Here is a 25,243-nt window from a genome sequence, read left to right as displayed (position 1 = left end):
TAACTCGTAGATTACAAATTGTAAACACCCCAGCACTAGTCCACTATTTTGACGTAATAGTCTTGTATCTTTTATTAAATTTGCATGCAGGCAATACCGGTCGCGCAGGCAAATACATATAGAAGACCACACCGATCACTGGGGTTCAATTGTTTTTAAAAGCATCCATAGACTACGGATTAAGAATGCTTCTCTACCTTGCCAAGCATGATCGGGTCTGCTCTTCCAAAGAGATATCTGAAAATATGCTTATTCCGCGCGACTATCTAATTCAACTGGCTCAAATAGAGCGCCACGCTGGGCTAATAGAGTCGCGCCCCGGAAAAAATGGCGGTTATATTATTTCTAAACCCGCAAACGAAATAACTCTGCTTGAAATTCTTAATGCTATAAATAATGGCGAAGACGAAATGGAAGAACCAAAACACGATATTGCAAGTGCGCGCCACACTAACGACGAAGTGACGCATATGCTAGATATTGTGACAAGCAGCTATGCAGCATTCCTAGACAGCATCACGCTAGACATGCTATCGAAATGCTTCGATGGAACAGTAAATGCCGAAGCATATTTGGCAGATCGTTTAAAAGAGGAAAGCCAGCGTCTTACGCAAAACCTAGCAACTGCATAATAAATAAAGCTATGGTTAAAGCAGCCACCACAAAAACGGCAGCCCACAACAAAAGCTTTGCCACTTTTCCACTCTTGTAATTCCCCATAATGCGCTTGTCCGCCGAAATTAGCGCCATAAACGCCAACAACACAGGCAAAATAACGCCATTCACAAACTGAGCCGTTAACATCATGCCCATCAAATCCATATTAGGTATAAGCACGACCGCTGCCGCAAGCAATACAACTCCGGTAAATATACCTTTAAATGCCGGTGCCTCGCGCCACTCATATGACACTCCGGCTTCCCAACCAAACGCCTCGCAAATTACGAATGCAGTAGTAAGTGGCAACACACATGCCGCCAAAAACGATGCAGCTACAAGCCCTATAGCAAACAGAGCCTGAGCATATTGACCTGCAAATGGAGCTAGCGCCTGCGCAGCATCAGATGCGCTCTCTACAGCAATACCTTGCGGGAATAAAACAGCGCCCGTTGTAACTATGATAAACCAAGCTATAACGCATGCCGCAATAGACCCAGAAATCGCATCCACTTTTTGCGAGAACAAATCTTCTGTAGCTAAACCTTTTTCCACCACATTACTCTGCGTAAAGAACATCATCCACGGTGCTATGGTGGTACCTATCATAGCTATAACCAACGACACAAATGCAGGCTGAGCACTAAATGCTGGCAATACAGTGGAGCGTAGCGCCTCGTTCCAATTAGGACCAGCCATAAACGCTGCCACAATATAAGTTATAAACACCAATGAAAGCACCAAGAAAACTCTTTGCACTCGCTTATACGACCCGCCAGCTATAAGCACCCATACAGCCACAGCCGCCACAGGAACGCTAATATACTTCGATACACCAAACATTTCCATGCCCGACGCTATGCCAGCAAATTCCGAAAACGTAGTAGCAACATTGCCAATAAGCAGCGCACACATTGCTAGTGTGGTAAGTCTTATTCCGAAACGCTCGCGTATAAGCGCCGCGAATCCCTTACCAGTAACAGCGCCCATTTTCGACGCGGTTATCTCTACAAGAATAAGCAGCAAGCACATAATTGGTATAACCCAAAGTGTGCCAAATCCAAACTGAGCACCAGCTGTAGAGTATGTAGAAATTCCACCGGCATCGTTTCCTGCCATGGCAGTAATAATGCCCGGACCCATGGCTGCAAGCACTAACAGTATTTTGCTGCGACGCTTTTCAGGCACTTTGCAAACCTATCGTTTGAAATATCTGAATTAAGACTAGCGTATACAAAACCAAACCCAGAATGCCAGCAAGCACATATCCGCCTATGCGTAGAATATTGCGCTGCTTCTTTTCCGACACTCTATCTTCCTCTATGGCATCCCATGCATCTTCGGTGGTAACTATTCCAAGCATCGCACCGCGCTCGTCCACAACGGGCATGGCGGGTATATCGTATTTGAAAATGTCGGCTACAACATCTTCTTCGGTTTCGTCGGGTGGCACACTTATAACATCTGTATACATTATGTTGGCAAGACGTGCATCGTCTGCAGACAATACAAGTGTACGCATAGACAGTACGCCTACCAGTTTTCCATAGTTATCGGTAACGTATACATAATGCACAGTGGGGAAATCTTCTGACAAATCGCGCAAAACACCTATTGTTTCACGGACGGTAGAATCGCTTTGCACGGCAACAAACTGGGTAGTCATCATGCCGCCAGCTGTGCCGTCCTTAAAGCCCAAAAGTCGCCGTATTTCAGCAGCATCATCCATACCCATTAGACGAAGCAGTGTTTCCGCTTTTTCGTATGAAAGATCGCGCACAATATCGGCAGCATCATCCGGATCCATGTTGCCTATCAGCCGAGCAGCCGTAGCATCATCTAAGTCGTCCAAGAATTCCGCTTGTACTTCATCTTCCATCTCTGATACAGCTTCGGTACGCGAAGATTCATCTAAGTGCTCAAACACGGCAGCACGCTGCTGCGGATCAAGCTGCTCTAAAATGTCAGCCACATCCGCCGGATGCAATTCGTCTAAGCGCCTATGAGTTACAGAAAGCTGCACTTCCGACAAGTCGCGATCTAGCAAATCCATATAATTCCAAGCAATTATCTGCTCGTCTAACTTATGTCGAAATAGTTTTGATATTGCAACCGCAGCGCGTTCTAGCAAAGGATGCAGACCGCGCAATATGCCACGCGCGCCAACTTCCGCACCCAAAAGACGCAGCTGCGTGCCCGAAGGAGACAACTTTAAGTCGTTCACGCGAACAACTTTCATGCCCTGCGTATCTACAATTTGCCTATTCATCAAATCGCGCGCTAAAAGCACTTCTGTAGGTTGTAGATAGCTAAATCGTATATCGGGCGACTCAACGGCTAGCGTAATGCCGTCATCGTCAAACTTATCAACATACTTGCGCCAAGAGATCATAAACGGAACATTGCCCGGTCCCTTAAACGCCAAACTTGTTATTCGGGGAAACATTTCCCCAGTTGAAATAGCGAGATCGGAAACAACCCCGATCTTCTCTTTGCCGGAATCCACAACAGGCTTTCCCAGCATTCGAGATAAATATAGCACGACCTTCCCCTAACTAACCCACGCATGCAACCTTTCCGGCTGCTAAGAGACGCCATGCAGCCGAAGGTTACATACTGTGAGGCTTCTGTTTTCGAACCTTCAAGAATGAACCTTTCACGAATCGGACAAATTAAAGCTGGCGGAGGAAGTAGGATTCGAACCCACGGTACCTCTCGGCACAACAGTTTTCAAGACTGCCGCCTTCAACCACTCGGCCATTCCTCCGCTTGTATAAAGCCGCTTTTTTGCGGTTTGAACAGAATACCACAAACAATGCATTGCTATAAGAATGTATTGTCCAGATACAAAAAATGCAATTTTTCGCTTAAGCCGATATATCCGCCGGATCAAACGGAACGCCATCGCGTTCACAGCGCATCTGATGACGTCTTTGCATGCAAATAGATGCTATTCCGCCGCCGGGAACCAAATAAGTGCTTTTATAACCACAGTTTCCATATCCGCTGCAAGAGCGACACTTTATATCATTCAAAGAAAACCCATCTAAAACCGCATCATCTAATATACGAAGGCTGCCTTTGGGTTTAGGTCTGCCAGTTGGTGCTTCTGTCATAACATCTCCTCGTATATTGGCTAATTCCCGGATGCTATTCTAAAAAATTGGCGCATCTTGGTAAAGTTCAAAACCAATCTAGTTTTATCTGAGTTTAGCGCATATCTATAGGCACATATTTTCGCGGTGACACACGTGCGCTGGCATATGCAGGACGAATTATGCGCTTGCCGCTAACCACTTCTTCAAAACGATGTGCCGCCCACCCAGCCATTCTGGCGCACGCAAAAAGCGGCGTATATAAATCTTCCGGTATTCCCATCATTGAATACACGAATCCTGAATACATATCTACATTGGCACAAAGCGCTTTCTCGATGCCGCGACCCTGCGTAATAATTTCCGGCGCCAAACGCTCAATCGTTTCTAGCAGACGATATTCGGCTTCATATTCGCTACCTTTAGCCAGTTCGCTTGCAAAACGCTTGCATACCACAGCACGTGGGTCGCTAAGTGTGTAGACAGCGTGTCCTATACCATATATAAGACCGGTATGGTCGTAAGCCTCTTTGTTTACTATGCGCCGCAAATAATCGGCTACAGCACCTTCATCTTCCCAGTTAGACACCTCGCGCTTTATTTCTTCGTGCATGGCGCGCACCTTATGATTAGCGCCACCGTGTCTATAGCCTTTTAGTGACCCGATGGCAGCAGAATATGCCGAATACGGATCGGTGTCGGCGCTGCTAAGCACACGCGTTGTGAAAGTTGAATTGTTGCCGCCGCCGTGCTCGGCATGCAGACACAGCATTACATCTAGCATACGCGCTTCATCTTGCGTGAAGTGGCGGTCGGGGCGCAACATGCTAAGAATAGTCTCGGCACTGGATTGCCCTTTAATAAAACGATGCATAATCATAGATTCGTGATAGAAGCGCGCGCGCTTGCTGTAGTAAGAAAGCACCATTATGCGTGGCAGGCGGCTAATTAGCGAAAGTGCCGTATGTATTTCATGTTTGGCTGTGCGCTCTTCAGCGTGCGAATCATATGCATACAGATGCAAGATTGAGCGCGACAGCACATTCATTAAGTTGCGCGGCGCAATTGGCATTATCGTATTCGCCGTGAAACCGTCGGGCAGTTCGCGCTGTAAATCTATAGCATCAACAAATTTATCGAGATTGTCTTGCGTAGGTAAGTCGCCCATCAAAAGCAAATAGCACAGCTCTTCGAACGCAAAGCGTTTTGAGGCGTCAACATTGCCTAACAAGTCGTACAATTCGTATCCGCGAAGACGCAAAGAACCTTCTATGGGAACACGAACGCCATCCACAATCTCGTAGCCGTTAACTTCCGATATATTGGTAATTCCGGCAATAACGCCAGTACCATCCGAATTGCGAAGCCCGCGCTTAACGTTTTTATTTTTGTAAGCGCTAGCAGGAATCTGATTCACCTCTTCAAAGGTGCCATACAGCCCAACACGACACGTCTCTTCGGGATGAATTTCTATCGTGTCGGCTTCCCCAACTTTTATGCGGCTGTCATCGTCCGCTATTAGATTTTCATCTATCTCTATAACCATTGTGAGCTCCTAAAAATGTTTCGCTCATTCTACTCTTTCATTGTGCCTATCACAGTCTTACTAAAATCTTTTACTTAAAACTGTTGACACTTCGTTCGCTCTAGTACAAAATATCATTTGCTGAAAATCGTGCGCCATTACCTCAGCTGGATAGAGGAGCTGACTACGAATCAGACCGTCGGGGGTTCGAATCCCTCATGGCGCACCATCTTTTTACTGAAGAAATCCTATGAATTACAAAACCGTAATCCCGTTTTGAAAAGCCTAACTTTTCCTGTTATAACCGGAAAAGTTTTGATATACGAATACTTTTCCTAGTATAACCGGAAAAGATTCCAACTGAAAAACTAACAAGTCCTGCAGCTTCGACAATCCATTCGCGGCATATAGGTAGAAAGGTGTGTCTGTTTTAGTCGATTGCATATGGATAGGGCGCGCTGTGATGGAACTCTGACCAAACCAGACCGTGTGGTTGCCTTCGTCACTTTTTAGGTGAAAAATGGTCAAAACTTCCGACTTTCCACAGTCTATAATGCCAAATTACGCCAATTACGAATCAAAATGGAATTGGAGAACCCTGTTTACCCAGTGTTCTCCACAATTCAAGTTAGCTATGTGGCGCTATGACCATGGAAAGCTGGAAGTTTTGACCATTTTTCTTCATCTTGCCGCCGCAGATTGCACATTTTCTAGTAAACACTGCTCACACCTGTTCATAACTGACTTTTTCTTAGAAAAAGTCAGTTATGAACAGGCATATCAAGTGAGAATTAGGCGCACTTTTTCCCATTCGCAAAACCATAAGCGCTCTTTGACAAAAATTAGACTTGCAATTTAAAGTCAGATTAATCTAGTATACGTACCTGCGACGAGGTCCTGACCGCGGCAATCCGACTAGAGAACCGCAGATAAGCCGATCTCGTCGCTATTTTTCATATGCTTGGTAAACAGATATTTCCCATTGCTTGCGAGTATTTTTAGCAACTGTATCAAGAACCAATCCAACAGTTAGAGAAAGCGCGCCGCAAAGCACCAATGCCACAGCCAACAAAGCCGTTGGGAAGCGCTCCACCAAATGCGTAACTGTAAATTCTGCAATAACTGGTATGCCGGCAACTAGTCCTAAAATAACAAACAGCAGCGCAAGCCATCCAAAGAAAGCCATAGGTTTATAGTCTTTGAATAGCGACGCTATGGCCATCAGCACTTTTGCGCCATCCCCAAATGTTGACAACTTCGACTCGCTGCCCTCGGGTCGATCGCGATAATCAATCGGTACGTCCACAATGCGCCAACGCTTATCTACTGCATGAATAGAAAGCTCTGTTTCTATCTGAAACCCTGAAGACAACACAGGCATCGTTTTTACAAACACGCGAGTAAAAGCGCGATACCCCGTCATTACATCCTCAAAGGCATACCCATAAATTACCTTTATAAGCCAGCGCACCAAGTCGTTGCCAAACCCATGAAAAGCACGGTCATTTTCTTCGCCATAGCTACCATTTGACAATCTGTCGCCCACAGTCATATCGGCTGCACCGCAATAAAGCGGCTCAAGCAACGCAGGAGCCGATTCAGCCGGATAAGTATCGTCTCCGTCTACCATTATGTAATAGTCAGCCTCTACATCGCGAAACATCTGGCGTACTACGTTACCCTTGCCCTGCCTAGGCTCCATGCGCACAATAGCACCGTGCTCACGCGCTATTTCTGCCGTTTTATCGCTTGAGTTGTTGTCGTAAACATACACATCAGCCAAGGGAAGCGTATGGCGAAAATCATCAACCACTTTTCCTATGGTTAGTTCCTCGTTGTAGCAAGGTACCAACACAGCCACACCCGCGCCTTTGCGAATTTCCTCTATGCGCGCATCCGACAAGTTAATTGCTTCAGTCATAGCAGCCTTCCGTAAGTAATAAGGCATAAACAAAATTGCTGTTCAAACATTTTGATTATAAACCAGAAGCGGATACATTATGGCGCTCGCGGTGCTATTCGTCGCCGTAAGCAAGCGCTCCGCAGCAATTTGTGAAGTAGCGTATAATATGTGTGTTTGTACAGATGCACAGGCGGCACCAGTCTGCTTTTTGATATACACGGAGAAGACGAGAATTTAGTGGATGAAAACCGTATCCTTCATAGTACCCTGCTATAACTCCGCCGCATACATGGATGTTTGCATCAAGTCGTTACTTGAATGCGGTAGCGATATTGAGATTATTATTGTTGATGACGGTTCAACCGACACCACATCTGACGTGGCAGATAAGTGGGCGCACAAGCTGCCTGATATTGTTCACGCTATACACAAACCCAACGGAGGGCACGGATCGGCTGTAAATGCTGGGCTAGACGCTGCCAGCGGTCTTTATTTCAAAGTCGTAGATTCAGACGACTGGCTAGATAAAGATGCCATGGCTCCGATAATGGACTACATGCGCACGCAGATGCATCGCGAATGCCCAACCGACCTTGTGGTTGCGAATTATGTGTATGAGAAAATTCACGAACATACGCGCAAAGTAATGGACCACAGAAACACCTACCCCACCGATCGAGAAATTACATGGCACGAACTGGGGAAATTTTCGCTTTTTCAATACCTACACATGCATGCAGTAATTTATCGCACACAGCTTCTGAAAGATATTGGATTGAAGCTGCCTGAACACTGCTTTTATGTAGACAACTTATATGTATATATTCCGCTGCCGCATGTTCGCAGCATTCGATATTTCGATTGCGACATGTATCGCTACTACATAGGTCGCGAAGGTCAGAGCGTAGGCGTAGAAGCCATGCTTGAGCGAATCGATCAGCACCTAAGCGTTACTCGCACCATGATCGATTCGGTACATCTACCAGACGACGCACCCGACCCGAAATTGTTTCACTACATGAGCAACCATATGGCAATGATGATCTGCGTTTGCGCCATATTTTTGCGAATGCGCAACACCGTCGAAGACGATAAAAAGCTAGCTGACATGTGGGATTATCTGCATTTTCACAGCCCGGAATTATTCAAGCGCGTAAAGCGACATCCGCTAGTAATAGGTTCGAATATCCCAACAACCATTGGACGCAAAGCCGGAATTTGGGGATATAACATCGGTCGAAAGATGTTTAATTTCAACTAAATTTTCATATTAGCGTCCAGCTGACCACTTTCATATACCCTGCCTCGATGTTGCAATGTGCATAGTCAATTAATCTGATATCCTTATACGGATGAAAATGCGTTGTACAGTGCAGAATCGATAATACGTAAGGGTAGCTGTTGAAGAAGGCACTTCTCATAATAGTCGCTATCCTTGCAGTAACTTTCTTCATGGGTAATGCCGACATGGTGTTCGACTTTATCGACATTGTAGGTACAGGTGCAACTATTCCACTTATTATCGCTGTAATTTTCATGGTACTGCGCCATTTGACACAAGCCGCATCCTACGATGCCGCATTCGATGCTGTAGGCTTCAAAACCGGTTTTTTGCACAACGTTATATTAATTTTCAGCCTTGTGTTTATAAACACATTCTGCCTTTTCAGCGGCGCTACCGGTCTAGCCTTCATCATAGACGACGCGCATCGCAAAGGCGCAAGCCTTGGAGTAGCTACCGGAGGCGGACTGCTCTCGCAGATCGGCTTTTTTGCAGCAGTGTTTGTAATAGCTGTAATAGGCACTATAGTTATGTTTATATCCGATTCGATGAATTACGTTATACTCACCGGATTTATCGTTTTAGCCGCAGTACTATTCGGACAAACTGCCTGCTTTATCATAGGTTATTACAAACCAGATGCTCTTTATTGGCTGCTTACACGCATTGAGAAAATAGGCAATTGGATCCTTCATTTTTTCAAGCGCAGCATGCGCGCAGCATGGGGTACATCTACCGCCGATCAGTTTATTGACGCATCGCGCATTCTTGCCCATAACCCTATGGGCGTTGTTATAACTATAGCTTGGGCATCGCTTTCTGCCATATTGAATATGGCGTGCCTTATGGCTATAGGTTTTGCATTCGACTTCACGCAGATAGCGCCTCTTGTAGCAGCGTTCGCACTAGCCGTGGTTACTATTATGCTATCGCCTACACCGCAAGGCATAGGAGTTACCGAAGCTGCTATTGCTATTGTTTTGACAGCAGCAGGTTCCACCGCCACCACCGCAGCCGCCATCGCTTTGGTTTATCGCGGCATAATGCTGTGGATACCATTTTTGATTGGCGCAGTTCTGCTTTCACAGTCGGGCTTTTTCAAGAGCAAGAAAACTGCAGCCCCAGATCAGAAGCAAAAAGATTTCGCATGGATAACAGGAACTCTGCTAGCTTTATTTGGGGCAGTTAACATAGCACTAGCACTGGTTGCACCGGCTTTGGCACCATATGGAATACTAACTCAGTTCGTAGATTTAAGCGGCGTTTTAGGCGGCTCGTCGCTAATATTTGGCGGCATAGTTTTGTTTGTATGCGCTATAGGTATTATTCGCCGAAGCCGCATAATGTGGGCAGCTAGCATGTTAACCTTAAGCGTACTTGCCGGTTTAGAACTTTACTACAACACTTGGCAAGTTGCTGTTCCTTTAATTGCTTTAGGAGTAGCGCTGTTTATTAAGCGTGATATATTCACGAAATCGCCTTTCTGGAGCGAAAGAGCAGAAAGCGACGAAAAGCAACTATTGGAACCAGATATTGCCGAAGCTGCACAAGATATGGAAGACATGCCACGTACAGTGTCTTCAATTGAGGAAATGTCAGCCACATTAGACGATTTACATAACCGCTCGAAAAAAATGCAGCGTAAAAAATAAGGAAGCCGCATCATAAAATTGGGGGTCTTGCATCAAATACAAGACCCCCAATATAAGAAAGCTAAAAGAATTGCCTTATGCCTTATGCAGCTACAGCCGTCTTAGCAGCCTCAGCAACAGCAGCAAATGCCTTCGGATCGTTCACAGCCATATCAGCCAATACCTTACGATCTAGCTCTATGCCAGCCTTTTTCAGACCATTCATAAACACGGAATATGACATACCATTCAGGCGAGCCGCAGCGTTTATGCGAGTAATCCACAGACGGCGAATATCGCGCTTCTTGTTGCGGCGATCGCGATACATGTACTGCATCGAGTGGCGAACTTGCTCTTTCGCTGCCTTATATGAACGCGATTTCGCACCGTAGTATCCGCGTGCCTTCTTTAGTGTCTCGCGACGCTTCTTGCGTGCGTGAACCGACCTTTTTACACGTGCCATGCTATCTACCTCCTAGCGAAGACCTAGGTTGCGTGCTACAACCCTGCTATCGGCCTTCGTAACCTCAGTCTCGTGACGGAAATTGCGCTTACGCTTCTGGCTCTTTTTCGTCAGGATGTGGCTTTTATAAGCCTTAGCGCGCATAATCTTGCCGCTGCCGGTAACACGGAAACGCTTAGCCGTACCGCGATGAGTTTTCATTTTAGGCATTATCGGCATCTCCTTTCTTCGTATCGTCTTTCTTTTTAGCACTCTGTGGAAGGGGCGCTATTAACATGTGCATGTTGCGACCTTCCATCTTGGGTTGATTCTCAATTAATGCAACGTCTTTTAGATCGTCTGCCAGACGCTCAAGGATTGAAAGCCCCTGTTCTGGATGCGCCATTTCGCGACCGCGGAACATTATGGTTATTTTTACCTTGTTCCCAGCATCCAAGAAACGCAGTACATGCTTTTTCTTGGTAGCATAGTCGCCCACATCTATTTTCGGACGGAACTTCATTTCCTTAATTTCGATCTTGCTTTGATTCTTGCGCGCCTGCTTTGCCTTTATGGCTTGATCGTATTTGAACTTGCCATAATCCATTACGCGGCAAACCGGCGGATCGGCATTTGGAGCTATTTCAACCAAATCAAGCCCAGCTGCATCAGCGATGCTCTGCGCCTGTTCGATGGGATACACACCCATCTGATTACCATCGAAATCAACCAGCCTGCAAGTATCAAGCGTGATCTGTTCGTTGAGCCGTGGCTCTTGAGCGGCTATCGCGCTCACCCCCTTCTTTGCACCTGCGGTGCAATACATATTGGCGCTCTGCGCCCTTGCTGCATTAAAAAACCCGCCTCGCAAACGCAGACGGGTATCGTCAATGAAAATGAATCGCAAACGCGACACGATATTCAAACGACCCATCGGCTGCCAGCGGCGCCGAACCAGGTGGAAAAGCATACAGCCCTTCACTTGATTAGCAACTGCAAATTCTATGCCATATATTCAAACACTTCAACCCCCTAGTTGCATAAAAATGCATCGTATTGTCAAAATTGGAAGCAATTAGAAAAATTGAAGCGCTAAGTCAAAATGCAATTTCTTACGCCTAGTCAAACATACGTTTATCGCAAGTTGTCAGCTTTGGAAGTTCGCGCATTTCGCCATCCTTCGCCTATAGAGTGAGCAATGTCGTAAACAAAAGCATCCCCAACTGCGTATACGGCGGCGTTTATAGCACATAGACAATATCCGCACCACATATGCAATCGGAGATGCACGAAGAGAAAGGTGATAGCTATGAGGAAATTCACACGCTTTTGCTTGGTGATATTTATCATTGCTGCAATCTTAGGAATAGGCGTGCTTGCAGTCCTTTGGTTCTCGTGGGAACCTCTGCTTCCTCTAGCATCATGGCTGGCTGGAATGAGCTGGTTTAATATTGCGCTTCTTGTAGTGCTGGGCATTGTTGCTATCGGTCTGATCGCTCTTCTGATCTGTGCCCTAGCAACGCCAGGAAAAGGATCGAAGCTTTTGCTTAGGCGAGAAGACGGCACCGTTTCCATTACCAAAGAAGCCATCCACTCGACCGCCAAATATGTGCTAGAAAGCCACAGTGGCATTGAGACTAAAGACTTAAAAGTAAGTATTCACGGCAAACATAATCCGCGCATCTCTATCAGTGCAAATATCGAGCCGAAAGCCAACTTGAATCTTGCGTCCTTAGGCGAAACGTTACAACAAGAAATAATCTCAAGCGTTAGCACCCTAACGGGATACCCCGTAGAGAAGGTGGATATCACATTTGCCGGCAATCCTACGAATACGTTGTATACGGAAAACACCTCGATTAACGTGCGAAGGGAGGGCTCTCATGTCGGATACAAACGTCCAAGTCAAAGCGTCATTGGGGCGTAAGTCAAACAACGCAACAAAACGCAAGACACCCGAAAAAGACAGCATTGCACCATCTGTTGGGTTTACCAGCAACGCCCAAGATCGCACAGAACAAGCAAAAGCACCCACATTCAACGCCGACGCAGAAGAAACTGCAAAAAACGATACCGATTTCACAGATCGCCTTCCCAAAAATGTAAAACCGTATTTTGAGAAGCATGGTCACGCAATTGTTTATGGGTTAATAGGTCTTATTGCCGCCATACTTATTTTGATAATTGGTTTTTGGCCCGTACTTCTACTGGCAATACTGACAGCAGTCGGCATGCTTATAGGGCGATATCGCGATGGCAATATGCAGATGAACGCCGCAACGCGCTCGCTTGCAAGTATTTTCCGCAGATAATCAAGGAATCGGACAGAAATAAACCTAGCGAAAGGATTTATCATGATTAACAATTCTAATAACAGCACAAAAAATACGGACAGCGCCAACAGTAGCACGAACAAAAGCGCAAACAATACAAACAACCTAAACGATAAGAAAACAGAAGCTGGCAAAGACGTTAATATCACCTCGCCCGAAACAGCCGTAGACAAAATAACCGGCGCCATTAATTCCGTATTGCCAAGCGACGACGAAGAGAAAAAAGAAGACACCGAGCGCAAGCCGAAATACACCCTAACAATAGATGAAGGTGTAGTGGAAAAAATATCGTCTCTTGCAGCGCAAAATGTTGACGGCATTGTTGACATGAAAGGCAGCGTTTTCTCAATGATCCAAGAGGGACTTGGCGGAAACGACGACAAAAAGGGAGCGGATGCCGATATTAGCGATGGCGCAGTAACGGTAGAGCTATCCATCATTCTTGAATACGGCAAATCGGCATTAGAAGTGTTCGACAACATAAAAGAAACCGTCACCGACCAAGTAAAAGAGATGACAGGTCTTGAAGTAGCGGAGCTAACAGTTAATGTGGTTGACGTTGTAGACAAAGCTGAATACGACAAACTCCATGGCAATTCTGACGACGGCGAAAAAGAAAAGCGCACAGCCGTGACTCTTTCAAAATAGACGGACAAAGCCTATTAATGGCAAAAATGCCAAAGTCGATGCCGACAGACATAACGACGCATAGACAATAAGTCTAAATGCATCAAAGAACGAAGGATAAGGCTTGGATGGTAATTCTTTCCAAGCCTTATCTATGTTAACAATAAAGTTAGCTTATCTAAATTGCACGTAAAATAAATGAATTAAGCGAAGGGAGGCAGAAATGCTTGACGCACTTCTATGGGCAGCTGCGGGAACAGGATTTACTTTTGCCTGTACAACTTTAGGCGCTGCGTCGGTATTTCTGCTACGCGGCAAAAAAGACGGCATAGCTCAAACGCTGTTTCTAGGATTTGCGGCAGGCGTTATGATAGCAGCTAGCGTGTGGTCGCTTTTAATTCCGGCAATAGAGCGCGCCGAAGAGGCTGGACAAATTGGATGGATTCCAGCAGCTGGAGGCTTTGTAATCGGTGTAGCTTTCTTGATGGCATTGCACGCGCTGCTACCCCATCTTAATTTTGGCAAAGAAAACCCAGAGGGTTTGCCAAGCAGTTGGAATAGACCAACGCTACTTTTTACAGCGGTTACACTGCACAACATTCCAGAGGGTATGTCGGTAGGCTTGCTATTCGCTATGGCAGCGCAACCGGGAGCCGACCCCGCTCTTAGCGGCATGGCTATAGCTCTAGCGCTAGGTATAGGCATTCAGAATATTCCAGAAGGTGCAGCGGTGTCGCTTCCGTTAGCGCAAGAAGGTATAAGCCGCCCTAAAGCATTTGCCTTCGGAGCATTGTCCGGCTTGGCGGAACCGATTTTTGGATGTCTTGTTGTACTGTTTGCAGGTATCATCGCACCATATATGCCATGGATGCTAGCCTTTTCCGCTGGCGCAATGATGTTTGTAGTTGTAGAGGAATTAATTCCCGAAGCCCATCTATCTAACAGCAGTAATTGGGGCACTATAGGCGTAATGGCAGGGTTTCTTATTATGATGATTTTGGACGTGGCTTTAGGCTAAATTCCCAAAACAACACTAACGCAGCGCAGCCTACATACCACAACATACATACCACAGCCTACATACGCATCTTAGACACAAGCGACATTATGGGTTTTGCTCCGGGAATCTGAAGTCTGCGGCGTACTTTTTTAAGTTCGTTTGGAATAGCTATGCCTTGCGGGCAATGTTTAGCACATTGCCCACACTCTATACAATCGGAAGCATAATGCGGGTTATACCCTAAGGCACCAGCACACATAAAGTAACCTATAGTGCCACTTATACGATCGGCAACATACGATGTGTTATAGCTTGCAAAACAACCCGGAATATTAATATCTTTTGGACACGGCATGCAATAGTTACAACCCGTACAGGGAATACGATAGCTTTCACGAAATATTTTCTCGACGCTGCGAAACGTAGCTAATTCAGTTTCAGTTAACATGTTTGGCGTGGATTCCTTGGCAACACGAACATTGTTTGCAATTTGCTCAGCGCTATTCATGCCAGATAAAACCATGGTTACACCAGACTGATTCCATAACCAACGAAGCGCCCATGCAACAGACACATCTACACGGCTTGAATCTTTCACAGCCACGCCACTGTGCGCAGTTTCAGCTTCAAGAAATAAATCAGATGCCGCTTTCGGCAGACCATCTGCAAGTTTGCCACCTAGTAGTGGCTCCATAATAAACACGGGAATGCCGCGCGAATACGCTTCTTCAAGACCGCTGCGTCCAGCTTGGTAATTTTCGTCGGCATAATTGTACTGAATTTGACAAAAATCCCAATTATAGGCATCTAATAAAGAAGCGAACTCGTGCTGCGGACCATGGAACGAAAAACCGATAGCATTAATTGAACCGTCAGACTTGCGCTTTGTTATCCATTCCTCTATCCCTAAAGCGCAAAGACGCTGCCACTGTTCAAGATTAACCACGTTGTGAATAAGATAATAATCAATTCTATTCGTTTGAAGGCGCTTCAAAGATGTTTCGAAATAGCGCTCAATATCTGCGGCAGACTTTACGCTAGCATGCGGTAATTTTGTGGCTATAAACATGCGATCGCGAATATTATTGCGCTTAATTATAGCACCAAGCGCTTCCTCATTTCCTCGATATAGATAGGCAGTGTCAAAATAGTTTATGCCCGCCTCAAGCGCTTGAAGGATAAGCTTTTCAGAAGCTTCAACATTGACAGACCCTAGCGCCGAACTTGGCAGACGCATGCAACCAAAACCAAGCGCAGATAGTTTATTGCCAGTTTTAGTATCAACGCAATAGCGCATAAACCGCCCTTCAGACCAGAATGTAATTTCTATCATATTAACATGCGCAAAAACACAGCTTTTCTTGTGCGCACAGGAATAAAACCGGCATAGATACCGGCTTTATTCCTGCTAGATTATGAAGAGTAAGTTTATTGCACGCGAGATGGTACTCGTATTTCGCCAACTTTAAAGAAAGTAAGGAAGGCGGCAATTACAGACAGCGCGAATATAATTATTGATGTTGAAATAGACACATTTATTAAATTTACTCCAACGCCAATAATAGCCCAGAGAAATACAAGAGGAATAGCTATATCATCGTAGCGTTTACGCATTAGAAAACCGGCAGCCAACACAACAGCGACTACAATTAAAGTAGATAATTCACCAACAAATGGTGCTAGAGATCCGCCAGCTAGCCGCGTTATCACATGCGACGCATTAGCCAAAACAGCAACACTTATCCAACCAACATAGATAGATATGGGAACCCAACCCAGCACTTTTGCCCAAGTAGACGATAAGTATCGCGCATGAATATCGCGGTATAGAGCAACCAACACACCCCAAAGAGCAGCAATAACTACAAGAGCCACAATTGTCTGCTGAAAATGAAACAGAACAAGCCAAGCCACATTCAATATACAACTTGCTATAAAAAGACCTGCTGTTTTTGGTGTGAAATTAGTAACGTTTGCTGCATTGCGGCTTTCTTCGCGTGTGTAATACACCAGCCATGCTAGCAATGCCACATAAATAAGACCCCAAATAGAAAAAACGTAACCTGCCGGTGTAAACCACGCAAATACAGAGGCTGACACCTCGGCAGATGTAGTGCCACCAAGACGCAACGCCTCAAAAAGTACATTGCATACCACCATAACCACGTATGCCACCCACATTGCAATAACAGGAGACATAGCGTGACCAGAAACATTCCACGAATTCCTAGAGTTTCGCCTGTTGCTTACTGGCTGATTAACGCTACCAAAAGAGAATGCTGGATACATTTTTACACAAGCCGCTCGATCGCTTTTCATATATGTCGCCTCCTTATGTTTATAGCTTCGCTGCCTATAAGTGTAGAAGCAAAGCTATATGCGCAGGATGCGACAGCATTACAGATTAAGCACAACAAAGTAACGTGCTTGCCAGCAAAAATGACTTAACTACTTGCCTAAACAGCTGCGCCGTTACAGGCACAACACAATTAATACTAAGCAAAACTATTGCGGTAAATCTACTTGTTCAGAATCGCCGAATAACTCTATATAGGTTTGCGCCGAAAGCCGCTTTATATAAGACCTGTCAAACGCTTTTTCGTCTCTGGAAATTATGAAATCTACAGGAATGCTTTCGGCACAAGCCCGAATAATACCATCTTCAAAATTGGGTTCGTTAGACAAAGCAGCTATGCGACATATTGATAGATCTACAGCAACGACCTGAAATAAATCCATAATAGCAACTATGAATTTCCTAGCTGAAGATTCATCTGCATACTTTTCCAAAACGTAATATACGTTCTTCAAAGATAGCGCTGACACATACCCTTGCACTTCAGAATAAGCCACTTCATCCATAAGTAAAGTTGCAGCAGCCCAACCCGGGCGCTCTACCATAGCCGCATCAAGTAATATATTTGTATCAATAAAAAGTTTCTTAGACATATTTGTTTGCAATTAAGTTCCGAATGTCCCGATCGGACATTTTGCCTATCTCTGGATTGCTAGATAAAGAAGCAAATTCCTTAATAAAAGAAACCGCACGACTTTTCTTCTCGTCCATCGTTTTATTATTGGCAATTTGAGGCATACGACCCGTACTCCCAATAGCTTCTAATAAAACAGTACCGCAATACTGCCCATAGGACAGCCCATATTCTTTACGAGCAATTGCATCGGCATATGCCAACAGATCTGCATCAGCTCTACTTGAAAACGTTTTCGTAGCCACAACTGCCCTCTCTATCGTAAACCTGTACATATTATACATGTAAACATGTTTACATAGCTAGACATTGAACGCACTACACCAACCCAAAAAGCCCCATTAAGACGTAGCTTTTGAATTTTTATCATAAAGTGCATTAGCCTTTTTCAGAGTTTCCTTGTTGCTGTATTCTTCTAATCTGTCTATAAGGCTTTGCTGAGAATTAATACCCATTTTCTGGTAGATATGATAAATGTGCGATTTGGCGGTGGCACCCGATATAACAAGTTTTTTGCTGATGTATTCAGCATTTCTCCCTTTCGCAAGAAGGCGAAATACCTCAATTTCTCTTGGAGACAGCTTAGCCGCACTAGTTAAGCCCGCGAACTTCGCATCAAATATTTCATTCGTTCGACTATCTTCTTTAGCGAGTATTTCTTCTTTGTTTCTATGTGTCAAAAGGTCGTAAAACTGTTTCTTAGATACCGAATCATCAAGTCCGTATATTGCAATAGCACAGACTATTAGCGATGCAATAACAATTGATACAAACATTAAGTCTACAAAAGACAAATCGCTGAACAGCCAAATAAAAGCCGACAACAACGAACCTATAAATATTCCAATCCAAACAGGAATTTGCATAACAGAAGATCTTTTGAGAGGCTTAATAGAAAATTCTGAATTTAATGTCATTGCGTTACTGAGGCTTATCACCGAGAAATGAGAAAGAGCAATATTTACTAGACAACAGAAAAATAACCGCCATAAATCATCCCCAAAAGGCAAGAAAAGTATCCCTATGACAACAGGCGGGAGCGTCAATCTTTGTATTGTTGAAATATCAATATCTATATTCCGATTGAACTTATATAAGGCAAAAGGCATTAAAGACCCAATGATTCCTGTCGAGCAACCTATAACAGTAGCTTCAGCCCCAAGACTGAACAGCGTTGTTGTTGTGTAGCCAAATACAAGCCCATAAGTACCTACAGCTATAGCACCTTGTGTTGTTATGTAATCAACAGTTTCATAGTTTTCAGATTCATTCACACGATCTTTTGGAAGCATTTTCATTAACGCCATTAATATCAAGAAAGAAATTACTTCTAACAAGGCAATCATAATTACACCAATTAAAGGAAGCGATATTGTAGCCACCACTATATAAAGACATGTTCCCAAACACGATGCAATTGCTATGACAATTGGTGTGTATCTAGTAGTTACAAGGCTAAGGTATATAGACCACCACATTAGTAGTGCAGCTTGGCTGACCCCTGCAATACTCCAAGTAACAATACAGGCAGCCATAGGTACTGCCCCCGGAAAGATTGAATGTATAGCAGCTATCGTTAATGGAAATATCGAAAACGCAACTCCAATTATGAACACTTTTGAGCGATAGCGATAAATAACTTCACTAAACCGCCAAAAAACAAACAGGCTTGCAATTAGACCACCTATCCAACACAAGCGAAGGACTATAACATCTTCTGTGTTGAATCCCTTTGCAAAAGGGGTGTTATACATGAATACACATAGAAGATCCCACAGAAAATAACCGGACAATCCGAATGTGGCTGCAAACGCAGCGAAGACACATAGCCGCTGTTTATCAGAGCCCTTGTTAACTACATCACTAAACTGCATAACAAGCCTCCCACCTGCGATTTTCAGTACACGAGTATGAGGTGTTTCTTAAATTCAATATGCCAATATGTTGCGACAAAACACAGGTTTCCCCTAACTTTCACCTACAGTCGCAATTCGATATTTAGACACTGTCGAAGGGAGTATTAAAAAGTTGGGGTTGGTGGAAAAGTAACCTGTTTGCAAGCAGATGTCAAGGAAGATGTCTGCTTTAGTCTGCCTGAACGTTCTGCTTAAACAGGTCCGAACGAGACGTTGATGGAGGAGAAACGTGGGAGAGTCAAAATACTTATTCGTTGAACACGAGCGTCCTTTCAAGTATGAAGAAGACGGGCTTAACGTGACCCGCGGTAGCGCGTGGTCAGGTCCGGGATGCCACCTAGGTTGTGGCGTTTTGCTTTACACCGATACAGAAGGAAAACTAGTTAAAGTAGAAGGCGATCCAGAAAATCCATACAATCAAGGAAGACTATGTCCAAGATGTTTGGCGCTTCCCGAAGTAACCAATCATGAAGATCGCCTCAAATACCCGATGAAACGCGCCAAGGAAGATAGGGGTCAAAACAAATGGACCCGCATAACATGGGATGAAGCGTTTGATACGATTGAGCGCGAACTTAAAGACATCAAACAAAAATACGGACCTGAAACTGTATTATTCATGCAGGGAACAGGGCGTGACATCGCTCCTTATATCACTCGCCTTTGCTGGTCATACGGAAGTCCAAACTTCTCATTGTTTTTAAGTGGAGCCGCCTGCTATGTTCCAAGGGTTATTGGATTAGCTGGAACATTCGGAGCATTTCTAGTTCCCGACTGTTCTCAGGTACACCCCGACAGATACGATAATCCAGAATACGTTATCCCAGAAGTTATATTCGTATGGGGAAATAATTGTGTCGTGTCTAATTCCGATGGCTTCTTCGGACATTGGGTGGTTGACCTTATGCAACGTGGAAGCAAGATTGTTGTAATAGATCCTCGAGTTACATGGCTATCTTCTAGGGCTGCTCTGCATCTTCGCGTTCGCCCGGGTACAGACGCTGCACTTGCTTTAGGCATGTTGAATGTCATTATCAGCGAAGAGCTGTATGACTACGATTTCGTGGATAAATGGTGCTACGGATTCGACGAATTGGCGCAACGAGTTAAGGAATACCCGGTTGAAAAAGTAGCCGAAATTACATGGATTCCCGAAGAAAAAATAGTGGCTGCTGCCCGCATGCTTGCAACCAGCAAGCCTGCTGCTTTGCAATGGGGCGTAGCTGTAGATATGACAAAAGAGGCCATACCAGCTGGACAGTCTATTTCTACCCTTTTCGCTATCACGGGTAACATTGAAGTACCGGGAGGCATGATTGTTCCTCCTGAAATATTGAAATATGTAGGTGGATGGGGCAAAGATTTGCTCCCTGATGATGCGTACACAAAGCGCATCGGACAGGATAGGTATCCGCTATTCGCCTCTGAAGCACAACCCGATTGCATTGTTGAACAACTTGAGACGAGCGAGCCCTACAAAATACGTGCCGCATGGATACAAACGTCTAATTTCCTTGCATGCATGGCAGCTGATCCGCAGCGACTTTTCAATGCTATGAAAGACTTAGATTTCATAGCATATGTAGACATTTTTATGACACCGACAGCAATGGCTCTTGCCGATATAGTGCTTCCCGCTGCTACCTATCCCGAGCGCAACGGCATACGGCTTGGAGACGGCGCGCAGCGTGGCGAAACAATTAATAAAGTGACATCAATTGGCGAGTGCAAGTCGGATATGGAAATTAACTTGGAACTTGGCAGGCGACTAAATCCAGAAGCATGGCCATGGGACACCGTAGAAGAAATGTTCACATTCCTGCTTCAAGATGACACCGGAATGACTTTTGAAGAGCTGCAAGAACAAGCCCCAGCATATCCGCCTTTCCAATACAGGCGGCACGAAAAAGGTCTTTTGCGCAAAGACGGTCAACTTGGTTTCAATACTGCTACAGGGCGAATAGAACTTTGGTCAACCTTCTACAGCAATGTGGGACTTGACCCACTTCCATATTTCGAAGAGCCAACACCTGGTCCCGGCTCTACTCCAGAATTATTAGAAGAATACCCGCTAGTTCTTACTACAGGTGCTAGAAACTGGAGCATGTTCCATTCTGAGCATAGGCAAATTAAACGGATGCGCGCCCTTCACCCCGATCCAATAGTTGAAGTTAACCCCAAAACGCTGGAAAAGTTTGGAATTGCCGATGGCGAGTATGTTTGGGTAGAAAACCAGTATGGTCGCGCTAAACGAAAAGTCCGCGCCACAGAAGCGGTAGACGAGCGCATGTGCAGTACCGACCATGCATGGTGGCTCCCCGAAGGCGACCCCGACAAACTCTACAGCGTATTCGACCTTAATATCAACAACCTTGTTCAGTGGTCGCCGGGAAAAAGCGGCTTTGGAAGCAATTACAAAACTGCTCTCTGTCGGATCTACCCAGTTAATGAAAGTGAGTAAACATGGCTAATTTGGGAATGCTTTTAGATTACGAATGGTGTACCGGATGCCATAGCTGCGAAATTGCATGCCAAATGGAGCATGGATTTCCGGTGGGTAAGACAGGGATAAGCGTTCATACCATAGGTCCATGGGAAATAGAGCCAGACTCATGGCAGCTAGACAATATTGCAATACCAACAAAGCAGTGCAACGCATGCGTTGACAGACTTGCCAAAGGAAAGCTTGCGGCGTGCGAACACCATTGTCAAGCGAAATGTTTGCATATTGGCGATATGGATGAGCTGGCAGATTCATTGAAAGAAAAACCTCGTCAAGCGCTGTATCACCTGACCTAAATTGCAAGCATCTAACGCTGGCTGACGCTTATTGAAAAGTTAGCTCGCAATTTTGAAAACATGGATGCCGAAGTCTTGCGTTTCGTTTTGGCATCCATGAATAAATCTGGATTAAGCAGGCATCTACTTGTCTATTTCAAAAGCCTTTCGCTTGAAAGGAGGTGATACCTATGTGCTTCAGACCCCCGACTTTGGAGAACCAAAAAATCAAATGTCCGAAATGCGGTGTAGAGGTTGATTCGTCGGCAAATGCCTGCCCTAATTGCGGAGCTACAGCTACTCAAGCTGGTCAGCCCGTAAAAAGTCCTTCTGCGCCTCCCGCGGTTCCAACAGTGCCCGGGGTGCCGGCTCCCCCAAGTGTTCCAAAGATGCCGGCAACACCGAAGCCACCGAGTGTGGACTAACTATAGAAGAGAGGAGAAAAGATGGCACAAGATGTTAAAGGAACGCCCATTGTCAAAGGCCTTGGCTTCAACAGTTTTGGTATTGGAACCAACGCCTGCACCGTGGATATAGACAAAGAAAATGACAAGATTCTTCGCATTAGACCTTTCCATTTTGACGAGCATCAAACACCCGAAGAATTGAATGCTTGGAAATTAGAAGCGCGCGGTTCAACTTTCGAACCCGGCTTCAAAACACTAATTTCACCATTATCTTTGTGCTATAAGAAACGTGTGTATTCGAAGAACAGAATTCCTTACCCACTAAAGCGTGTTGACTGGGATCCGAACGGTGACAGAAACCCCCAAAACCGTGGCACTAGTGGCTACGAGCGTATCAGCTGGGACGAAGCCGCAGAGTTGGTCGCCGCAGAAATCAAGCGTGTACACGATCTGTATGGTCCTGCATCGATTCTTTGCGAGCTTGACGGTCACGGCGAAACGAAATTTGTTCATGCGCCGCACGGATGCCAAAGTCGCATGTTTGATCTAATTGGTCGCTATACGCTTCAAACTAGACAACCCGATAGCTGGGAAGGTTGGTATTGGGGCGCAAAGCATATATGGGGCATGGATCCGCTTGGTCAAAATTCGCTTCAGAACAACGTAATTCAGGATATCGCAAGAAATGGCGATGCTGTGCTGTTCTGGGGATGCGATGTAGAAACAACTCCTTTGGGTTGGGGCGGTTATCTGGCAAGCCGCATTTGCTTCTGGTTTACAGAGCTTGGCATCAAACAGATTCATATATCTCCGGATGTTAACTATACAAACGCCGTCCATGGTGACTATTGGATTCCCGTAAAACCAAACACGGACGCAGCATTGCAGCTAGCCATAGCTTATACATGGATTATCGAAGGCACTTACGACCAAGAATATCTTGATACCCATGCAATAGGTTTTGAAAACTTCAAGTATTACGTTCTTGGCGGCGAAGACGGCATTCCGAAGACACCGAAATGGGCAGAGGCGATATGCGGTGTTCCGTCGTATGTCATCAAGGCATTTGCAAGATACTGGGCAAAGCACGCCGTCTCCATAGCGCATTGCAACGGTGGCTCTTTCATTCGCTCTTGCTATGCACACGAACCCGCGCGCTTGGAAGTAGCTCTTCTGGGCATGCAGGCGGTTGGTAAACCCGGCGCAAACCAGTTCAAGTTCATCGAATGGACGCTGTACGGAATGGATACGGTAACCCCCTTGCCGCCTTCCTCAGAGATTCCAAACTGTAGCCCAGCATATCGCGGCTGGTTCCGCAGCTTCCCCGAAAGTTTCATTCCTAAGACCATGATCCCGCAGGCAATTATGAATCCACCGGTTACATGGTATGGTCATATTGGTGCCGGATTCCCAAGAGAAGACCAGTTTGAGGGCCCTTACACCTTCCCCTTGGAGGGCAACGAACGTCTGCACATGATCTGGTCTGACACCCCATGCTGGGAAACTTGCTGGAATGGCGGAAACGAAATGCAAGAAGCTCTTCGCCATGAATCTATCGAGTTCATAATTGTCCAGCATCCGTGGATGGAAAATGACTGCTTCTTTGCTGACGTTATTCTTCCTACCAATACAAAATTCGAGACAGAAGACATAGGAACCGACTCAGATAACGGGCAATGGAATGTTGTTTATTTCGAGCAACAAGCAATTCAGCCCCGACTAGATTCCAAGTCTGACATGGAAGCAGTTGGCGAAGTTGCCAAAAAGCTTGAAAAATACGGCGGCATTTACGAGAACCTTTACGAGCGCTATATGGGCGGCAAGACCTGCGAAGAGTATATCGAAGCTGGCTTTTTGAACACAGGTGCTGCAGAGAAAATGTCTTTTGAGGAATTCAAAGAGAAGCAGTACTACGCATTCCCAACCAAGGAAAATTGGGAAGAGCTGCCGGTGGGTCTTAGCCAATTCTACAACGACCCCGAAAGATATCCTCTATCTACTCCGTCGGGCAAACTTGAATACTACTCCACCAGCCTTGCTGAGCAATTCCCAGATGACAAAGAGCGCGGTCCAATTCCGAAATGGATTGACGAGGGCGCAGGTCATCAGGAAAGACAATACCTTGCCCGCGGTCGCAAATACCCATTCTTGCTGGTATCGAACCATCCAAGGTGGCGCGTACATGCAAATCTTGACGATGTTACGTGGTTCCGCGAAATGGAAGAATACGTAAAAGTAACAGGACCTGACGGCTATAAGTACGAACCTGTATGGGTTCATCCTCAGGATGCAGGCATGTTGGGGCTAGAAACTGGCGACATTGTAAAGATATACAACGAGCGTGGAGCCGTTATGGGTGGCGTGCGCGTAACCGAGCGTATTCGTCCCGGCGTTGTTTACCAAGATCACGGATCGCGTGTTGACTCGGCTGTTCTTGGTCGAGGCGGCCTTGATCGCGGCGGCGCAAATAACCTTATCGCCCCCACACCAACCACTTCCGAACATGCACACGGAGAAGTTACGAGCGGCTTTTTGGTTAATGTTGAAAAGGTTGATGTATTCAAACTGGCTGAAGAATATCCAGAAGCATTCAACAGGAAATACGACCCCGACTGCGGTCTGGTAGCCGATGCCCGTATCGTGAAAGGAGAATAAGC

At 45.5% G+C, this 25,243-nt stretch carries 24 protein-coding genes and 2 tRNA genes; 12 read left to right on the top strand and 14 right to left on the bottom strand.

Annotated features, from left to right (window positions below):
• Positions 1-149: 149 nt before the first annotated feature.
• Entirely contained in the window at positions 150-632 is a 483-nt protein-coding gene (locus G7Y37_RS04180) for an Rrf2 family transcriptional regulator (protein ID WP_255463927.1), read from the top strand.
• Here G7Y37_RS04180 and G7Y37_RS04175 read toward each other — a convergent pair.
• The 5 genes from G7Y37_RS04175 to G7Y37_RS04155 form a co-directional block, all read right to left on the bottom strand.
• Positions 607-1,845: an NRAMP family divalent metal transporter gene (locus G7Y37_RS04175; protein ID WP_241155997.1), complete on the bottom strand. Its 1,239-nt coding sequence runs from the start codon at positions 1,843-1,845 to the stop codon at positions 607-609. The genes G7Y37_RS04180 and G7Y37_RS04175 overlap by 26 nt on opposite strands.
• Complete coding sequence (locus G7Y37_RS04170) at positions 1,838-3,199, bottom strand: magnesium transporter (RefSeq protein WP_165062177.1); 1,362 nt, start codon at positions 3,197-3,199, stop codon at positions 1,838-1,840. The genes G7Y37_RS04175 and G7Y37_RS04170 overlap by 8 nt, the downstream gene beginning before the upstream one ends.
• Before the next feature lie 137 nt (positions 3,200-3,336).
• A tRNA-Ser gene (locus tag G7Y37_RS04165) sits at positions 3,337-3,424 on the bottom strand.
• Between the two features lie 100 nt (positions 3,425-3,524).
• On the bottom strand, positions 3,525-3,773 hold the full coding sequence (locus tag G7Y37_RS04160; protein ID WP_165062167.1) for a hypothetical protein: 249 nt from the start codon (positions 3,771-3,773) through the stop codon (positions 3,525-3,527).
• A 94-nt stretch (positions 3,774-3,867) separates the two neighbouring features.
• Entirely contained in the window at positions 3,868-5,298 is a 1,431-nt protein-coding gene (locus G7Y37_RS04155) for a citrate synthase (RefSeq protein ID WP_165062165.1), read from the bottom strand.
• A 131-nt stretch (positions 5,299-5,429) separates the two neighbouring features.
• On the opposite strand from G7Y37_RS04155, the gene G7Y37_RS04150 reads away from it, so the two are divergent.
• Positions 5,430-5,506: transfer RNA gene (locus tag G7Y37_RS04150), tRNA-Arg, on the top strand.
• Between the two features lie 717 nt (positions 5,507-6,223).
• Here the strand turns inward: G7Y37_RS04150 and G7Y37_RS04145 are convergent.
• Positions 6,224-7,198: a glycosyltransferase family 2 protein gene (locus G7Y37_RS04145; protein ID WP_165062163.1), complete on the bottom strand. Its 975-nt coding sequence runs from the start codon at positions 7,196-7,198 to the stop codon at positions 6,224-6,226.
• 223 nt (positions 7,199-7,421) lie between these two features.
• Between G7Y37_RS04145 and G7Y37_RS04140 the strand changes: the two genes are divergently transcribed.
• Both G7Y37_RS04140 and G7Y37_RS04135 read left to right on the top strand, forming a co-directional pair.
• Entirely contained in the window at positions 7,422-8,441 is a 1,020-nt protein-coding gene (locus G7Y37_RS04140; protein WP_165062161.1) for a glycosyltransferase family 2 protein, read from the top strand.
• A gap of 140 nt (positions 8,442-8,581) precedes the next feature.
• Complete coding sequence (locus G7Y37_RS04135; RefSeq protein ID WP_165062159.1) at positions 8,582-10,114, top strand: lysylphosphatidylglycerol synthase transmembrane domain-containing protein; 1,533 nt, start codon at positions 8,582-8,584, stop codon at positions 10,112-10,114.
• 82 nt (positions 10,115-10,196) lie between these two features.
• Here the strand turns inward: G7Y37_RS04135 and rplT are convergent, their stop codons facing one another.
• The 3 genes from rplT to infC are packed head-to-tail and all read right to left on the bottom strand — an operon-like array spanning position 10,197 to position 11,361.
• A complete protein-coding gene (gene rplT / locus G7Y37_RS04130) occupies positions 10,197-10,556 on the bottom strand; it encodes a 50S ribosomal protein L20 (RefSeq protein WP_165062157.1) in 360 nt (119 codons plus the stop codon).
• A gap of 12 nt (positions 10,557-10,568) precedes the next feature.
• Positions 10,569-10,766 carry a 50S ribosomal protein L35 gene (gene rpmI / locus G7Y37_RS04125; RefSeq protein WP_165062155.1) on the bottom strand — a complete coding sequence of 66 codons (198 nt, stop codon included), beginning with the start codon at positions 10,764-10,766 and terminating at the stop codon, positions 10,569-10,571.
• Positions 10,759-11,361 carry a translation initiation factor IF-3 gene (gene infC / locus G7Y37_RS04120; protein WP_165062209.1) on the bottom strand — a complete coding sequence of 201 codons (603 nt, stop codon included), beginning with the start codon at positions 11,359-11,361 and terminating at the stop codon, positions 10,759-10,761. Before infC ends, rpmI begins: the two co-directional genes overlap by 8 nt.
• A 483-nt stretch (positions 11,362-11,844) precedes the next feature.
• Here infC and amaP point away from each other — a divergent pair, with 483 nt between their 5' ends.
• The 4 genes from amaP (at position 11,845) to G7Y37_RS04100 (ending at position 14,513) form a co-directional block, all read left to right on the top strand.
• Positions 11,845-12,462, top strand: coding sequence for an alkaline shock response membrane anchor protein AmaP (gene amaP, locus G7Y37_RS04115; RefSeq protein ID WP_165062153.1), 618 nt, complete (start codon positions 11,845-11,847; stop codon positions 12,460-12,462).
• Complete coding sequence (locus tag G7Y37_RS04110) at positions 12,419-12,847, top strand: DUF2273 domain-containing protein (protein WP_165062151.1); 429 nt, start codon at positions 12,419-12,421, stop codon at positions 12,845-12,847. The genes amaP and G7Y37_RS04110 overlap by 44 nt, the downstream gene beginning before the upstream one ends.
• Before the next feature lie 42 nt (positions 12,848-12,889).
• The gene (locus G7Y37_RS04105; protein WP_165062149.1) at positions 12,890-13,516 is read left to right on the top strand and encodes an Asp23/Gls24 family envelope stress response protein; all 627 of its coding nucleotides are present in this window, start codon (positions 12,890-12,892) and stop codon (positions 13,514-13,516) included.
• A 202-nt stretch (positions 13,517-13,718) separates the two neighbouring features.
• Positions 13,719-14,513: a ZIP family metal transporter gene (locus G7Y37_RS04100; RefSeq protein ID WP_165062147.1), complete on the top strand. Its 795-nt coding sequence runs from the start codon at positions 13,719-13,721 to the stop codon at positions 14,511-14,513.
• A 58-nt stretch (positions 14,514-14,571) separates the two neighbouring features.
• Here G7Y37_RS04100 and G7Y37_RS04095 read toward each other — a convergent pair whose 3' ends face one another.
• The 5 genes from G7Y37_RS04095 to G7Y37_RS04075 form a co-directional block, all read right to left on the bottom strand.
• Positions 14,572-15,828: an aldo/keto reductase gene (locus tag G7Y37_RS04095; protein WP_206214090.1), complete on the bottom strand. Its 1,257-nt coding sequence runs from the start codon at positions 15,826-15,828 to the stop codon at positions 14,572-14,574.
• Positions 15,829-15,923: 95 nt separating this feature from the next.
• Positions 15,924-16,814, bottom strand: coding sequence for a TspO/MBR family protein (locus tag G7Y37_RS04090; protein ID WP_165062145.1), 891 nt, complete (start codon positions 16,812-16,814; stop codon positions 15,924-15,926).
• Positions 16,815-17,000: 186 nt separating this feature from the next.
• Positions 17,001-17,444, bottom strand: a complete 444-nt coding sequence (locus tag G7Y37_RS04085; protein ID WP_165062143.1) for a PIN domain-containing protein — start codon at positions 17,442-17,444, stop codon at positions 17,001-17,003.
• Entirely contained in the window at positions 17,437-17,730 is a 294-nt protein-coding gene (locus G7Y37_RS04080; RefSeq protein WP_165062141.1) for a hypothetical protein, read from the bottom strand. Before G7Y37_RS04080 ends, G7Y37_RS04085 begins: the two co-directional genes overlap by 8 nt.
• A 96-nt stretch (positions 17,731-17,826) precedes the next feature.
• Complete coding sequence (locus G7Y37_RS04075; RefSeq protein WP_165062139.1) at positions 17,827-19,359, bottom strand: helix-turn-helix transcriptional regulator; 1,533 nt, start codon at positions 19,357-19,359, stop codon at positions 17,827-17,829.
• Positions 19,360-19,630: 271 nt separating this feature from the next.
• Here G7Y37_RS04075 and G7Y37_RS04070 point away from each other — a divergent pair, with 271 nt between their 5' ends.
• From G7Y37_RS04070 to G7Y37_RS04055, 4 genes are all read left to right on the top strand, one after another.
• Positions 19,631-21,862 carry a molybdopterin-dependent oxidoreductase gene (locus tag G7Y37_RS04070; protein WP_165062137.1) on the top strand — a complete coding sequence of 744 codons (2,232 nt, stop codon included), beginning with the start codon at positions 19,631-19,633 and terminating at the stop codon, positions 21,860-21,862.
• A gap of 2 nt (positions 21,863-21,864) precedes the next feature.
• A complete protein-coding gene (locus G7Y37_RS04065) occupies positions 21,865-22,200 on the top strand; it encodes an oxidoreductase (RefSeq protein WP_165062135.1) in 336 nt (111 codons plus the stop codon).
• A gap of 170 nt (positions 22,201-22,370) precedes the next feature.
• The gene (locus G7Y37_RS09310; protein ID WP_165062133.1) at positions 22,371-22,604 is read left to right on the top strand and encodes a zinc-ribbon domain-containing protein; all 234 of its coding nucleotides are present in this window, start codon (positions 22,371-22,373) and stop codon (positions 22,602-22,604) included.
• A gap of 21 nt (positions 22,605-22,625) precedes the next feature.
• Positions 22,626-25,241 (top strand): molybdopterin-dependent oxidoreductase, encoded by a 2,616-nt coding sequence (locus G7Y37_RS04055; RefSeq protein ID WP_165062131.1) that lies wholly within the window; start codon positions 22,626-22,628, stop codon positions 25,239-25,241.
• The last annotated feature ends 2 nt before the right edge of the window (positions 25,242-25,243 follow it).

The sequence above is a fragment of the Adlercreutzia sp. ZJ154 genome (assembly GCF_011039055.1).
In the GTDB taxonomy this organism is placed as follows: Bacteria; Actinomycetota; Coriobacteriia; order Coriobacteriales; family Eggerthellaceae; genus Adlercreutzia_A.
This window is presented reverse-complemented; position numbering and strand designations above follow the sequence as displayed.